Below are 14,730 nucleotides of genomic sequence, written 5' to 3'. Positions count from 1 at the left end.
CAGCCCCCGGACGTTCCGTCCTCCGTACGTCTTGCAAGGAGTACCTCCGTGGCGAGCAACACCTCTAAGACCGCGCGCGCGTCAGTCCGGGCCGGCCAGGCTGGCCAGGGTGGCGCCCTCAGCGTGCTGGGCGAGTTCAAGTACGTGATTCCGCTCAACGGCGGCAAGCACGCCTACGTACGGAACCTCACCAACGGCCGGACGGCGCACCTGCGCACCGACTCCGAGGCGTTCATCGAGGAGATCCGGGTGCTGGCCGCCGCCGGCCACGCCACCAAGATCCGTGCCGAGCTCGTCGGTCTCAACGCCGCCCACCCGGGCGACGGTTGGGACGCCACCGAGAAGCGCCTGGTCGAGGCCGGCGTCTTCGAGGCCTGATCGGTCGAGGGCAGCACGCTCTCTCCGTACCACCTGTGAACGCCCGTCGGGTCGCACCCGGCGGGCGTTCGCTGTTTCCGGCTTCACGCGATTCCCGTTTCCGGCGGGTCGAGCAGGGCGACCTCGCCGCTGACCAGGTCGTAGAGGGCTCCGGCGACTGCGACCCGGCCGGCGGCGACCTGCGGCGCCAGTCGCGGGTCGGCACGCAGCGCGGTCACGGTGCGGGCCACGTGCCGGCGGACCGCCACCGGCAGCACCTGCGGATCGTCCACCCCCACCTCGACGACCGCCGGCGCGATCCGGTCGACCAGATGGGCCAGCGCGCCCTGCGGACGCCGGTCGGCCCGGAGCGAGTCGACCGTCGCCCGCACCGCCCCGCACCGCTCGTGACCCAGCACCATCACGAGCGGCACACCCAGCACCTCGACCACGTACTCGATCGAGCCCAGCACCGCCCGGTCCAGCACGTGCGCCCCGGTACGGATCACGCAGATCGAGCCGAACGTCTGATCGAAGATCGCCTCCAACGGCACCCGCGAATCGATGCAGCCCAGCACCACGGCGTACGGCTGCTGGTCGCCGGAGGCGGTCGCGGCCGCCGCGCTCACGTCGTGGCCGTGCATCGGCTGCCCGCTGACGAAACGCCGGTTGCCGGCGAGCAGTTCGGTCAGGGCCGCGCGCGGGGTGCCCCCGCGCGCCTGGCCGGCGAGCGCGGCGCTGGCGGGTACGCCATCCGTGGATGCCACCTTTTCAGCCTGGCCGCGCCGTCGCCCCGGCGGAGGCCGATCGACGAGATCTTCTCAACACCCCGGTTCGCGTGTTGTCATGACGGGTAGCCGGTGTTACCACCGGGTATTCCCGGTGTTACGCATCCGTGCGGCCTGGGGAGGTGGCGATGCCGGAGCCGACTGAGGTACGGCTGGGTGACGACGTACGCCTGCACGTGGAGACCGTCGGCCCGATCGACGCCGAGGTGACGGTCGTGCTGCTGCACGGCTGGACCCTGGACGGGCGCAGCTGGCACCGTCAACTGGCCGCCATCCAGGAGACCTTCGGCTCGGTCCGGGTGCTCACCTACGACGCGCGAGGGCACGGCCGGTCCAGCTGTATGGCCCTGCCCACGGCCACCCTGGCCCAACTGGGTGACGACCTGGCCGAGGTGCTGGACACGGTGGCTCCGACCGGACCGGTGGTGCTGGTCGGCCACTCGATGGGCGGCATGACGATCATGGAGTACGCGCACCGCCACCCGGAACACTTCTCGCACCGCATCGCCGGTCTGGTCTTCGTCTCCACCACCGCCGAGGGGCACACCCACACCGTCTACGGCCTGTCTCCCCGGATCGCCCGGATCATCCGGCTGGCCGAGACCACCGGAGCCGGGGTTCTCGCCCGCTGTGGCGCCTGGCGACCGCCCCGGGCCCTGCTGCGCGCGCTACGTCCGAGCATCCGTTGGATGCTCTTCGGGGACCGTTGCGACCCCACGGACATTCGGCTGGTCACCTCGGCGGTGGCCCGTGCCTCGTTGCGGTCGATCGGCGGGTTCCGGGCCTCGATCGGCACCCAGCACCGGCTGGCCACGCTCTCCGCGCTGGCTCACCTACCGGCGGCGGCGCTGGTCGGCGACCGGGACCGGCTCACCCCGCCGCCCTGTGCGGAGTCGATCGCCGCCGCCCTTCCAGCCACCGAGTTGACCGTCTGCCCGGGTGCCGGGCACATGCTGATGATGGAGCGGCCGGAGGAGGTCAACGCCGCCCTGGCGGGCGTGTTGCGCCGGGTCCTGGCCGCCCTCCCGGCTCGGCGACGCGTCCCCGGCTGACCTCCCGCGAAGATCCGGCGGACTGGCTCTCGGGCGTGGGGCGTAATCTCGTGCGGTTGGCCGGGCGGCGTCACGAGGAGAACGAGCGGTGGATCAGAGCACCCTGGATCAGGAGATCGCCGCCGAGCAACGGCATCTCGACCGGGTGTACGCACGACTGGCCGAGCTACGTCGATCGGCGGTGCGCGCGGAACGGGATGGCTACCGACTCGCCCGGGTCGGCAACTTCGGTGCGCTGGTCGAACGGGACGCGATGGTCTTCCACGCCGCGCAGCGACGCCACCTGCTCGACGCCGAGTACGAGGGGCTGGTCTTCGGCCGGCTCGATCTGCGGGACGGGCAGACCCTCTATGTCGGGCGACTCGGTATCCGCGACGAGGACGCCAACACGCTGGTGGTGGACTGGCGGGCCCCGGCCGCTGCCGCGTTCTACCAGGCGACCCCGGCCGAGCCGCTCGGTGTCGTCCGGCGTCGGACGATCCAGTCGAGCGGTGAGCGGGTCGTCCGGATCGAGGATGATCTGCTGGACCCGGACGCCGCCCCACCGGACATGCCGGTGGTCGGCGACGGTGCGCTGCTGGCCACCCTGTCCCGCACCACCGGTCGCGGCATGCGGGACATCGTGGCCACCATCCAGCGCGAGCAGGACGAGGCGATCCGCTCCCCCAGCTCGGGGGTGACCCTCGTATCCGGAGGTCCGGGCACCGGCAAGACGGCGGTGGCACTGCACCGCGCGGCGTACCTGCTCTACGCCGACCGCAGCCGGTACGCCGGAGGCGGCATCCTGGTGATCGGCCCCTCCTCGGTCTTCGTCGAGTACATCGCCTCGGTGCTGCCGTCGCTGGGCGAGGACACCGCCACCCTGCACTCGCTGGGCAGCCTGTTCCCCGGAGTGGTAGCCACCCGTACCGACCCGCCCGAGGTCGCCGCGGTCAAGGGTTCCCTGCGGATGCGTCGGGTGCTGGAGCGGGCGGCCCGGGACTCGGTGCCCGACTCCCCCACCGAGCTGCGTCTGCTGTACCGGGGCACGTTGCTGCGGCTGGAGCGGGCCGAGCTGGATGCCATCCGCAATCGTGCCCTGCCCCGCGGCGCCCGCCGCAACGAGGTGCGTCGGGCCGGCTTCGACGGCGTGCTCGCCGCCCTCTGGTCACAGGTCCGCCGACTCGGCATCACCGGGCTGCCCGAGCAGCGCGTCTTCGAGGACGAGCTGATCGACCGGACGGACTTCCGCGACTTCCTGAAGGCGTGGTGGCCACGGCTGCACCCGCGTCACGTGCTCGCCTGGCTGGCCGATCCGCAGCGGCTACGCCGGTACGGCGGGGGCATCCTCTCCGGTGCCGAGATCCGGCTGCTCGGTACGGCGTACCAGGGGCTGGCCACGGAGGGTCTGTCCGTCGCCGACGTCGCGCTGCTGGACGAGTTGGACGCACTGCTCGGCAAGCCGATGCGCCCCGCCCGGCGGAAGCGGGACCCGTTCCAGTTGGCCGGCGGGGTGCGTGAGCTGAGCACCTTCGGCGAGCGGCAGCGGGCCGCCCGACAGGCTGCCCGGGAACGTCCGGAGGACTACCGCGACTACGCCCACCTGGTGGTCGACGAGTCCCAGGATGTCTCACCGATGCAGTGGCGGATGGTGGGCCGGCGCGGGCGGCTGGCGTCCTGGACGGTGGTGGGTGACCCGGCACAGACCGCGTGGACGGGGGATCCGGAGGAACTGGCTCGGGCCCGCGACCAGGCGCTGGGTCGCCGTCGGCGGCACCGGTTCACCTTGACCACGAACTACCGCAACTCGGCGGAGATCTTCGCGGTGGCGGCGGCCGAGATCCGGCGGGCCTACCCGGATCTCGCCTTGCCCACCGCGGTCCGTTCCACCGGGATCGATCCGGTCCAGCTCGTGGTGCCGATGTCGGAGTTGGAGACCACTGTCGTCACGGCCGCCAGCGCCCTGCTCGGCGAGGTCGAGGGGACCGTCGGCGTGATCACCCCGGTGCCACGGCGGGATCAGGTCGCGGCGTGGCTGGGGGCGGTCGGCGGGGAGCGGCTGCAGGTGGTGACCAGCCTGGAGGCCAAGGGCATGGAGTACGACGGTGTGGTGCTGGTCGCCCCGAGCGAGATCCGGGCGGAGCCGGGCTCCGGCGTCCGTACCCTCTACGTCGCACTGTCCCGGGCCACCCAGCGGTTGACCACTCTCGATCCGATCGGCTGAGATCGAGCGCCGAACCCACCGACGATTGCACACATAGCGATGTTGGCATAGATACGTCTCCGGCCTGACAGACGACGCAAGGTGTCTGGGTGGGCTCCGGCCATGACCACCACCACGCTGCGGTCTCGAACGCCGCACACCGCCACTCCGGCCGGCTGTGGGCAGCGTTCGCCCTGCTCAGCACGCTGATGGTGATCGAGGCAGTGACCGCTCTGCGGACCGGTTCGTTGGCCCTGCTCTCCGACGCCGGACACATGTTCACCGACGTGCTGGGCATCGGGATGGCCCTCGCGGCCGTCGCCGCCACCCGTCGGGCCAACACAGATCCGCAACGCACGTTCGGGCTCTACCGGCTGGAGGTGCTCGCGGCCCTGGCCAATGCCGTGCTGCTCTGCGGCGTCGCGGTGTACGTGCTGGTCGAGGCGGCCCGCCGGTTCGACGATCCGCCCGAGGTGCTCACTGGCCCGGTACTGGTGGTGGCGACCCTCGGCCTGCTCGCCAACATCACCGCCTTCGCCCTCCTGCGCCCGGGGGCGCGGGAGAGCATCAACCTGCGCGGGGCCTACCTGGAGGTGCTGGGCGACCTGCTCGGCTCGTTGGGCGTGATCGCGGCCGCCCTGCTGATCGCCGCAACCGGCTGGTGGTGGGCCGATCCGCTGGTGGCGGTCGCGATCGCCGGGTTCATCCTGCCCCGCACGTGGCGTCTGGGGCGGGCGGCGGTGCGCATCCTGGTCCAGGCCGCACCGGAACACCTTCAGGTCACCGCGGTGCACGACCGGCTGGCCACGGTGCCCGGGGTCGCCGGCGTACACGACCTGCACGTCTGGACGTTGACCTCCGGGATGGAGGTCGCCTCCGCACACCTGACCATCACCCACGGTGCCGACGTCGGCGCCGTGCTGGCAGCGGCCCGCACGGCGCTGCATGAGGACTTCCAGATCGAGCACGCGACCCTCCAGATCGAGCCGCGATCAGATCCTGGGAATTGCGGGGCGGTGCGGTGGTGACGAACAATCCCTAAATTCACCTGATGTCCGTTTTTGTCTGTTCTACTAGTCAACAACTGAACACCAGGAGTAACAGCAGCTGCACCGGTCCCAGGGGCACCGGTAGGCTCGGACCCGGCCTCCGCCAGGCGGCACCCACCGGTGCCGGCGGCGGCCGCCGCCTAATCGCCCGCCAGGGCGAACCGGGGAACCATGTTCCTGGGGTGTATCCGCGTCAGCGGTAGGGATCTTCCGTCCCGAACCCGTCAGCTAACCCGGTCGGCGGCTGACGGAAGGACGTATGCATGCCAGCAGTGGCAACGGTAAGACCGGCCGCCCGTACGGCGGCCCTGATCGCCGCCGCGCTCGCCCTCACCCTCGGCGCTGCGCTGGCCCCCTTCACCCCGGCCACCGCGGCACCGCAGCCGGTACGGGCGGCGGCCCCGGACGAGGTGGACGACGAGGGCGGCACTCCGGCACTCCGGAACCAGCTGGAGGCCGCCAGCAAGGGTTACCTCGACGCCAAGACCGCGCTCGACCGCTCGGTCAAGCGTCAGAAGCAGCTCGCCGAGCAGCTCAAGACGACCGAGGTCCAGGTCACCGAGCGTGGCACCAAGGTCGCCGAGATCGCTGCGCAGGCGTACCGCACGGGGCGGCTGGGTGCCGCGTCGGCACTGCTCAACAGCGGATCGCCGAGCGGTTTCATGGACCGGGCGGCGGCACTGGACGCGGTCGCCGCCAACTCCGACCGCGCGCTGCGCCAGCTCCAGATCGCCCGGGACGAGGTCAGCGCCACCAAGCAGGCCCTGGATGTGGAGATCCGGGAACAGCGCAAGCAGGTGGCCGTGATGGCCAAGCGCAAGGACCAGGCCGAGCGGGCGTTGACCGTGGCCGTCGAACGGGACAAGGCGGCCGAGCGGGCCGAGGCCGCCGAGCGGGCCGCCCGGTCACCGTCGCGCAGCGGCGGGTCCAGCCCCACCGCCAAGCCCGCCCCCCGCAACTCCGACGGGTCGTGGCCCGCCGAGTCGTGCAGCGTCAACGACCCCACCCCGGCCAACGGCTGCATCACGCCACGCACCCTGCACGCGCTGAAGCAGGCCAAGTCGGCGGGTTTCACCCGATACGTCTCCTGCTTCCGCTCCGGCGGCTCCGGCGAGCACCCGAAGGGCCGGGCCTGTGACTTCGCAGCCCAGAAGAACGGCTTCGGTGGAGACGCGACCGGCGGCGACCGGACCTACGGCAACAACCTGGCGGCGTACTTCGTGAACAACGCCGACCGGCTCGCCGTGCTCTATGTGATCTGGTACAGGCAGATCTGGCTGCCCAGCAGCGGCTGGAAGTCGTACAGCGGCGCTCGGGGTGACCCGTCCAGCGACCACACCAACCACGTTCACCTGTCGGTGTACTGAGTTCCTCGTCGCGCCGGGTGAACCGCTCTGCACGGGCGGTTCACCCGGCGTCGTGTTTTCGCCGTCCGTTGGTGGGGCACCGTGCCTTCGACGCGCCGACGCGTCCCCTTGGTTACCGTCGTACCAGGAAGCGGCGTTTGTCCGCTAACGGGAGGAACATCCATGATCGCAGGCAACGAGCGACTCACCAGGCTCGACGGCGGTACGGACTGCGGAGTCCGGTCATGAGCGGCCACGTCATGATCTTCGCCCCCACCCCGCTGCTGACCGTCACCATCGACCAGCCGAGCGACGTGCCGGAACTGCACCTGCACCCGGGTGGGCAGGGAGTCTGGCAGGCGCGGATGGCGCGGTCACTCGGCGTCGACGTGGTGCTCTGCGCGGCGCTCGGCGGCGAGGTCGGGCAGGTACTGGAGCCGTTGCTGGTCAGCGAGGGGGTCGACCTCAAGGTGGTGGCACGCGACTCCGGCGGTACCGGCGGGTACGTGCACGACCGCCGCGAGGGCACCCGGCGGGAGGTGGTCGACGTGACTGGCCAGCCATTGAGCCGGCACGAGCTCGACGAGTTGTACAACCTCGCGCTCGGCGAGGGACTGCGGGCGCCGGTGAGCGTGTTGAGCGGGCCAAACCATCCGTCACTGGTCCCCGCCGACCTCTACCGGCGCTTCGCCGCCGATCTCGGTGCCAACGGCGGCCGGGTGGTGGTGGACCTCTGCGGCGAGCACCTCACCGCCGTCCTGGAGAGCGGGGTCTTCTTCCTCAAGATCAGCCACGAGGAGCTGATCGCCGACGGGCGGACGGACGGCGACGACGAGGACCAGCTCACCCGCGCGATGTACGACCTGCACGCCTCCGGCGCGGAGAACGTGGTGGTCAGCCGGGCCGACCAGCCCGCGTTGGCGCTGATCGACGGCGAGGTGTTCGAGGTGCTGATGCCACGCCTGGAGGCGGCCGACCCACGCGGGGCGGGTGACTCGATGACGGCCGGCGTCGCCGCCGTGGTGGCCAGAGGTGGCGACGTCCGCACGGCGATCCGTACCGGCGCGGCGGCCGGCGCGCTGAACGTCACCCGGCACGGTCTCGGTACCGGCCGATTTGACTCGATCAACGGCCTGGTCGACCGGGTCCGGCTGGAACCGGCGGGCAGCCGGCCTCAGGAGCGCACCACCCCGGACGAACTGGCGCAGCGGGTGGGTGGCCGATGACACTACGGGTGTTGATCACCAACGACGACGGGATCGCCGCACCGGGCATCCAGGCGCTCGCCCGAGCGGCCGTCGACCGTGGCCTGGACGTGGTGGTGGCCGCCCCGCTGGAGGAGGCGAGCGGCACCAGCGCCGCGATGAGCGCCATGGAGCAGGACGGACAGGTGGTGGTCCACGACCACCCGTTGCCGGAACTCGACGGGGTGCCGGCGTACGGCGTCGGTGGCTCACCCGGCTTCATCGCGCTCATCGCCGTACACGGTGCCTTCGGACCGCCGCCGTCGGTGCTGCTGTCAGGGATCAACCGGGGCGCCAACGCGGGGCGCGCGGTGCTGCACTCCGGCACCGTGGGGGCCGCTTTCACCGCTGCGGCGAACGGCTGCCGGGCAATGGCGGTGTCGCTGGACGTGCTCTCCGTCGGTGAGGCCACCACGGTCAGCGGCGGCGCCGCGGTGGCGGCCGCCGCCCGGGTACGCGACGCCGAACGGAACTGGGCCACCGCCGCCCAGGTCGCCCTGGATCTGCTGCCCCGGCTGACCGCCGGGCCCACGGAGAGCGTGCTGAACGTCAACTCGCCGGACCTGCCGCTCGGTCGACTGCGCGGGGTGCGCCGCGCCGCCCTGGCCACCTTCGGCCAGGTGCAGATGACGGTCGCCGAAGCCGGGCACGGCTTCGTCCGTACCTCGTTGGAGGAGCCGGGCCAGACGGTGCAGCCCGGCACCGACCTGGCGCTGCTGGCCGAGGGCTACGCCTCGGTGACGGCCGTCCGGGCGGTCACCGAGGCGACCGACGTGGACCTGACCGGCCTCGACGTGGACCTGACCGGCGACGTGGACCTGACCGGCCTTGGCGTGGACTGACCAGGCCAGACGTCGCCACGGTCAGGCCCCGGGCAGCACCTCGGGTGCCGTGGCGGCACCGGCGTAGTAGGGCTCGGGCGCGCCGAAGAGGCCGAGCAGGCCGGTCACCCAGAGCTGCCGGTGCACGAACCGGCTCGGCTCGGTGACGACCAGCTTCACCCCGCTGACCTCGGCGGTCTGGAAGCCGGCGACCATGGCGCTGATGCCGACGGAGTCGATGAAGGTGACCAGCCGCATGTTGAGCTCGATCCGGGCCGGACGTCCCTTGGCCAGCACTTCGGCGATGGCCTCTTTAACCTCGTACGCGGTGTCGACGTCGATCTCCCCTCGCGGGGCGATCTCGATGACACCACCAGGCCGAACCGTCTGCAGGATCGACAGGCTCACGCGAGCACCTCCACTCGCCCGTACGACGGGCGCCTCATCAGTACGCGGGCCGCGACCGACAGTATTCCTTCAACGGCCTCGGTCGCCACCCCTCGGGATGAGCAATTCACGGATCCGGGCGTGGAAAATCGCCCATATCCAAACTTTATTGACCTTTTCTCGGCGCACAGCACCGCCGACGCCGTCGAACCAGAGTAGCGGGCTGCCGCCACCCCCGCCGCATCCCAACCCTGCCGGCGTGGCCCACGAACTCGGCCTGACCTGCGCTCGCCGCGTGTTCATGGCATGGTGTGCCTAGCATCACGAGTGACGTCAATGACCGGAGGACGATCATGATCCGTCGACTCGCCGCGCTCGCCGGTGTCAGTGCTCTGCTCGCCCTTCTGCTGGCCTGCGGGTTCGGCGGCGGCGACGGTGACGACGACGATGACGATGACGACGACTTCGCCCGCGCGGCAGCGGTGGCAGTCGTCGCCCGCTGACCCCCGGTCCGGAACGATCGGTCCGGACCACGCGGCGGATACCCGTCGGCGCCTCGCGTCGGGGGCCGAGTGTCGGGTTTGCGGCCGGGCCGGTACGGGCACAGCCTCGGATGCCAAGCGCCGCCAGCCGGACAACGCTCCCGACATCTGATGCGTGCACCGGCTCCGGCAATGCCGAGGAGGAAATCACCATGTTCGGAACCAATCTGCTGGAGCGCCGCAGCAAGCCGGAGCGGATCGCGGACCAGGCGTGGCAACACCTCGTCTCGGCGGTGAACAACGCGGGCGACAGCATCCGCGACACCGCCCGCACCGCCCGCCACAGCTCCGCCGGCCTTGCCGGAGACGCCGGTGACCTGGTCGAGTCGGCCGCCGAGGAGGCCCGTCACCGCGCCGGCCTCGCCTTCGACGCGCTCGCCGGACGCCGGCCGGCACTGCCCTGGACGTTGCTGATCGGTGCCGCTCTGGTCGGTGCCGCGATCGGCTGGGCAGCCGGCACCGCCGCGCGCGCCGCCGGGAGCCGTGACCAGGCCCTGGAGGACATCGAATTCGTCGACGTGGACCGGCCCGACTCCCCCGCCGACCCGACCAGTCCCGCCACCTGACGCTCCCCGTGACGACGGGCCCTCACCGACCGGGGAGGGCGGGCGGATCGCCGCCCCTCGTCCGATGCGGATGAGGCCGATTCACCCGGACGGTCACCAGGCTCGGTCACGCGGACCCGGTTGCCGACCCACGCCGCGCCGCGGGCGTACCCACGCCCGCGGCGGTGGGGTGCATGCGCCGCGCCGCGACGGCGCGGCGCGGACCGGCGTGCCGGTCCGCCACCCTGGCGAGAAGGGAGTCGACCGATGGCCACTATCTCGACGATCAATCGCACCGACGAGGACATCCGGTCCGCGGTGCTGGACGAACTCGACTGGGAGCCCCGGGTCCGACCGCACGAGATCGGGGTGATCGTCACCGAGGGCGTGGTGACGCTGACCGGGCGGGTGGACAGCTACGCCAAGAAGTGGGCAGCCGAGCGCGCCGCGCACCGGGTCACCCAGGTACGGGCGGTCGCCAACGACCTCGCGGTGCGGCTGGTGACCGGTGCCGAACGTACCGACCCGGAGATCGCCGCCGCGGTCCAGCACGCGCTGCAGTGGCAGGCGTTCGTGCCGGTCGACGCGCTCGACGTGACGGTCTCCCAGGGCTGGGTCACCCTGCACGGTGAGGTCGAGTGGGAGTACCAGCGCCGCGCCGCCGAGCAGGCCGTCGGCCAGTTGAACGGCGTACGCGGGGTCAGCAACGGCATGACCGTCCGACCCTCGGTACGCCCGGACGGCGTCCTCCTGGCCCGGCACATCGTCGACGCGCTGGCCCGCAACCGCGCCACCGAAGCGGAGCAGGTGACAGTACGCGTACACGGCGACACGGTGCTGCTCGGCGGGTTGGTGCACTCGATGCCCGAACGCGCCGAGGTGGAACGGGTGGTCTGGTCCGCCCCCGGCATCCGCGAGGTGCAGAACCACATCGCGGTCGCCCCGGTGCTCCGCTGAGTCGACCCCGGAAACCACCCGGGTCGGGTGAGCCACGCTCACCCGACCCGGTCCGAGGCTGGGGGGTATGACCGATCGGCTGACGACGCCCCTGCAGGTCACCGCACGACTGCGCACACCCGTCACGGAACACGACCACATCCGTGGGGCGCTCGACGCACCCGTGACGATCGTCGAGTACGGCGACTTCCAGTGCCCCTTCTGTGGCCTCGCCCACGCCAACCTGACGGAGGTGCTGCGGCAACGCGGCGACCAGGTCCGGCACGTCTACCGCCACTTCCCGATCACCAACATGCACCCGTACGCCGAACGGGCCGCCGAGGCCGCCGAGGCCGCCGCACGGCGGGGCCGCTTCTGGGAGATGCACGACTGGCTCTACGAACACCAAGACCAGTTGGACCCGGTGCACCTGACGCTCGGTGTCGAGCAACTCGGCCTGCCCGCCGACGAGGTGGAGACGGAGATCGGACAGCACGCCCACAGCGACCGGATCCGGCACGACTTCGTCAGCGCCGTGCGCAGCGGGGTGGACGCCACCCCCACCCTCTTCGTCAACGACGTCCGTCACGACGGCGACTTCAACCCACCCACTCTGCTGGCCGCCATCGATGCCGCCAACGTTCCTGGACACCGCACTAGATGAGGTGGAGTTGGCGGGCGCGGCGGACGGCGTCGCGGCGGCGGGTGGCGTCGAGTTTGCGGTAGATGTTGCGTACGTGGGTCTTGACGGTGTTGACGGAGACCGACAGTTCAGCGGCGATCTCCACGTTGGACAGGATGCTCTGCAGGTAACGCAGGATCGTCAGCTCCCGTTCGGTGAGCGGCTCGTCCAGTGGTGGCACCGTCGCGTCGGCGGTACCCGTACCACCCGCCGGGCCGGCCGACGCGTCGACGGCGCGTACCAGGTCACTCACCAGTGGCCAGTGGGCGGTGCCGGAGTCGAGGTGGGCGGCGAGCAACTCGCGCAGTCCCGGCTCGGCCCGCAGGAACGGGCGACGCAAGCCCTCGGGTGCGGCCAGGTCGAGCGCCTGCTCCAGCAGCCGGCCCGCCCGGCGGTCGTCATCGGCCCGGAGGGCCAGCACCGTGGCCAGCAACGCGGCGTCCAGGCGTACCGGGAGCGGCCAGTCGGCCGCCGGTGCGGCGGTCCAGTCCGGCAGCAGACGATCGGCGGCCCGGGGGTCACCGGCCCGTAGTTCGGTTCGGGCCGCCGCGACGGCCAGGGGCACCGCCGCGACGGTCGGCGAGTCCGCCGCCGGCCACGCACCGGCCAGTTCCCGGGCGGTCTGCACGTCACCCCGGGCACTGTGCAGGTCCAACTCGGCGGCGCGCAGCCACGAGCCCAGCTCACCGCCACGCGCACCCCATCCGGCGCGCGCTTCGACCAGCAGTCGGTGGCCGACGCTGAGATCCCCCTCGTCGTGGCGCAGGTACGCGCGGCACCAACCGGCGACCGCAGCGGCGACGGGCTCACCGTCGGCTGGCGCGGCCAGCCCCAGATGTGCTTCGGCCTCCACCGGCTGGTTCCGGTGCAGCGCCACGACCGCCAGTGCCAGCTGCGCGTACCCGCAGTGGAGCAGCGCCGCCCAGCCCTGACAGGCCGGCAGGGCCAGCGCCGCACGGGCCGCCTCCTCGGCGGCGCGCAGCTCGCCACGCAGCGCCGTCACCAGGGACCATCGGCTGGCACAGACCAGTTCGGTGCGGGGACGTGTCGCCTGCCGGGCAGCCACCAGCGCTCCCCGGAAACCGGTCGCCGCCTCGGTCAGATCGCCGTCGTCCAGGGCGAGCAGGGCCAGCGCGGTGCCGGCCACCGCCCGCACGTCGGCGTCCTCACCCGCTTGGCCGCGCGTCCCCGCGACACCACTGCCGCCAGACGACGCGATCTCGGAGGGCACCGCGTCGGACGACGCCTCCGGGCGGACGGACTGCGGGGTACCCGCCGGGCGTCCATCGCTGGTGGCGAGCAGGCGATCGGCGGCGGAGCGTACGGTCTGCGGGTCGCCGGCCAGCCGGGCCAGGGTGAGTTCGAGCACGGCGGCCAGCCGGCCGAAGCGGGACCGGCGCGGTTGCGGCAGCCGTCGGGTGTGCCCGATGGCCAGTCGCAGGTACGCCGCCGCCGCGTCGGCGTCGCCGTCGAGGGCCCGTTCGGCGGCGCAGGCCAACGCGAGTTCGGGGTCCCGGCTCACCGCCTCCGGTGGAGGCGGCGCGGGTGCCGGTCCGATGGCCGCCGGCCGTTCGTAGGGCACCAGTTCCGGCCATCGGATCACGAACAGGTCGGTGGCGGCCGTCCAGTCGCCGGCGACGAGGGCGTGGCGCAACGCGTCGGCCGGCCGACCGTTGTCGGCGTACCAACCCGATGCCCGCAGGTGCAGGTCGCGAAGCTCCTCCCCGGGTAGTCGGACCAGTTCCCGGTGCAGCAGGTCGGCCAGGAGGGGATGGCACCGGTACCAGACCGGCCGGCTGCCGTCGCGGTGGAGCAGGCCGCGGTCGTCGGCAAGGGTGTTCAGGCGCTCCCCGGCGTCCGCGTCGCCGCTGAGTGCGGCGGCCAGACCAGCGCAGACGGCGTCGACGATCGCCGCCCGGCACAGCAACTCCCGGTCCGCCGGCGGCAGCCCGGCCAGCGGCTCCGCCCGCAGGTAGCCGGCGATCTCCGGCTGGTCGGCACCGAGTTCGGCGATCCAGCGCTCCGGGTCAGCCTGGTCGCGCAGGGTCAGCGCGGCGATCCGCAACACCGCTGCCCACCCCCCGGTCCGCTGTCGCAGCCGGGTGACGGCGGCGGCCGGTACCGCCACGCCGTCTGCGGTGAGCAGGTCGGCGATCTCGTCGCCGGTGAAAGCCAGGTCGTCCGGGCCGATCTCGGTCAACTCCCCAGCCAGCCACAGCCGGTGTACTGCCAGGGGTGGTCCGGTCCGTCCCGCCGCCACCAGGCGAAGCCGCTGCTCACTGTGGCGCAGCAGGAACTCCAGCCCGGTCAGCGCCGCCGGTTCGGTGATCCGGTCCAGATCGTCCACGACCAGCACCACCGGCCGTTCCCGGGCGGCCAGGGCCGCGGCAAGGACCTCCAGTTCGTCCGGACGCGGTGCCCGGTCAGGCAGCGGTGTCTCCGCCGGGTCCAGGACGGCGCCCAGCGCCGCACCGAGGTACGCCCAGAGACGGTCCGGGTCGTCACCCGCCTCGACCGACACCCAGGCCGGCGTCGGGGCCTGCGGGTCGGCGTCCTGCCGAGTCCGCCACCAGGTGGCGAGCAGGGTGGTCTTGCCCCAGCCGGCCGGTGCCCGGAGCAGGGTGGCCGGGCGGGTCACCGCCTCGTCGAGCAACCGGGCCAGCCGAGGCCGGAGGACCATCGGTTCGGGCGGCACGGCGGGCGTCAGCCGGGAGGCCAGCAGGGGCGGGCCGCCCGGCACCCGGGCCGCCGCGTCGGCCCGGACGGCGCTGTGGTCATCCGGCATCCGGCCCACCCCCA

General features: G+C 72.2%; 14 protein-coding genes and 1 riboswitch. Of the genes, 11 read left to right on the top strand and 3 right to left on the bottom strand.

Going from position 1 to position 14,730, the window contains the following annotated elements:
• Positions 1-48 precede the first annotated feature (48 nt).
• Positions 49-378 (top strand): hypothetical protein, encoded by a 330-nt coding sequence (locus Vlu01_RS08950; protein WP_203996485.1) that lies wholly within the window; start codon positions 49-51, stop codon positions 376-378.
• Positions 379-461: 83 nt separating this feature from the next.
• Here the strand turns inward: Vlu01_RS08950 and Vlu01_RS08945 are convergent, their stop codons facing one another.
• Positions 462-1,124: a carbonic anhydrase gene (locus tag Vlu01_RS08945; RefSeq protein WP_203996483.1), complete on the bottom strand. Its 663-nt coding sequence runs from the start codon at positions 1,122-1,124 to the stop codon at positions 462-464.
• Between the two features lie 149 nt (positions 1,125-1,273).
• Here Vlu01_RS08945 and Vlu01_RS08940 point away from each other — a divergent pair, with 149 nt between their 5' ends.
• From Vlu01_RS08940 to surE, 6 genes are all read left to right on the top strand, one after another.
• Complete coding sequence (locus Vlu01_RS08940; RefSeq protein ID WP_203996481.1) at positions 1,274-2,197, top strand: alpha/beta fold hydrolase; 924 nt, start codon at positions 1,274-1,276, stop codon at positions 2,195-2,197.
• An 88-nt stretch (positions 2,198-2,285) separates the two neighbouring features.
• On the top strand, positions 2,286-4,400 hold the full coding sequence (locus tag Vlu01_RS08935) for a HelD family protein (protein ID WP_203996480.1): 2,115 nt from the start codon (positions 2,286-2,288) through the stop codon (positions 4,398-4,400).
• Positions 4,401-4,489: 89 nt separating this feature from the next.
• Entirely contained in the window at positions 4,490-5,407 is a 918-nt protein-coding gene (locus Vlu01_RS08930) for a cation diffusion facilitator family transporter (protein WP_203996479.1), read from the top strand.
• A 148-nt stretch (positions 5,408-5,555) separates the two neighbouring features.
• A riboswitch (cyclic di-AMP (ydaO/yuaA leader) is annotated at positions 5,556-5,687 on the top strand.
• A gap of 4 nt (positions 5,688-5,691) precedes the next feature.
• A complete protein-coding gene (locus Vlu01_RS08925) occupies positions 5,692-6,795 on the top strand; it encodes a coiled-coil domain-containing protein (RefSeq protein WP_203996478.1) in 1,104 nt (367 codons plus the stop codon).
• A 224-nt stretch (positions 6,796-7,019) separates the two neighbouring features.
• Complete coding sequence (locus Vlu01_RS08920) at positions 7,020-8,000, top strand: 1-phosphofructokinase family hexose kinase (RefSeq protein ID WP_203996472.1); 981 nt, start codon at positions 7,020-7,022, stop codon at positions 7,998-8,000.
• Positions 7,997-8,860: a 5'/3'-nucleotidase SurE gene (gene surE / locus Vlu01_RS08915; protein WP_203996470.1), complete on the top strand. Its 864-nt coding sequence runs from the start codon at positions 7,997-7,999 to the stop codon at positions 8,858-8,860. Before Vlu01_RS08920 ends, surE begins: the two co-directional genes overlap by 4 nt.
• A 21-nt stretch (positions 8,861-8,881) precedes the next feature.
• Here the strand turns inward: surE and Vlu01_RS08910 are convergent, their stop codons facing one another.
• Positions 8,882-9,247: an STAS domain-containing protein gene (locus Vlu01_RS08910; protein WP_099850669.1), complete on the bottom strand. Its 366-nt coding sequence runs from the start codon at positions 9,245-9,247 to the stop codon at positions 8,882-8,884.
• A gap of 332 nt (positions 9,248-9,579) precedes the next feature.
• Here Vlu01_RS08910 and Vlu01_RS08905 point away from each other — a divergent pair, with 332 nt between their 5' ends.
• The 4 genes from Vlu01_RS08905 (at position 9,580) to Vlu01_RS08890 (ending at position 11,913) form a co-directional block, all read left to right on the top strand.
• A complete protein-coding gene (locus Vlu01_RS08905; protein WP_203996469.1) occupies positions 9,580-9,729 on the top strand; it encodes a hypothetical protein in 150 nt (49 codons plus the stop codon).
• A 191-nt stretch (positions 9,730-9,920) separates the two neighbouring features.
• The gene (locus tag Vlu01_RS08900; protein ID WP_203996468.1) at positions 9,921-10,334 is read left to right on the top strand and encodes a hypothetical protein; all 414 of its coding nucleotides are present in this window, start codon (positions 9,921-9,923) and stop codon (positions 10,332-10,334) included.
• A gap of 246 nt (positions 10,335-10,580) precedes the next feature.
• On the top strand, positions 10,581-11,270 hold the full coding sequence (locus Vlu01_RS08895; RefSeq protein ID WP_203996467.1) for a BON domain-containing protein: 690 nt from the start codon (positions 10,581-10,583) through the stop codon (positions 11,268-11,270).
• A 79-nt stretch (positions 11,271-11,349) separates the two neighbouring features.
• Complete coding sequence (locus Vlu01_RS08890) at positions 11,350-11,913, top strand: DsbA family protein (protein ID WP_203997069.1); 564 nt, start codon at positions 11,350-11,352, stop codon at positions 11,911-11,913.
• On the opposite strand, the gene Vlu01_RS08885 is transcribed toward Vlu01_RS08890, so the two are convergent.
• The gene (locus Vlu01_RS08885) at positions 11,906-14,716 is read right to left on the bottom strand and encodes a winged helix-turn-helix domain-containing protein (RefSeq protein WP_203996466.1); all 2,811 of its coding nucleotides are present in this window, start codon (positions 14,714-14,716) and stop codon (positions 11,906-11,908) included. The two genes, Vlu01_RS08890 and Vlu01_RS08885, sit on opposite strands and share 8 nt — an antisense overlap.
• Between the last annotated feature and the right edge of the window lie 14 nt (positions 14,717-14,730).

It is taken from the genome of Micromonospora lutea (genome assembly GCF_016863535.1).
GTDB classification, from domain to species: Bacteria; Actinomycetota; Actinomycetes; order Mycobacteriales; family Micromonosporaceae; genus Micromonospora; species Micromonospora lutea.
The sequence above is the reverse complement of the archived record's forward strand: the minus strand, read 5'-3'. Positions and strand labels throughout refer to the sequence as shown.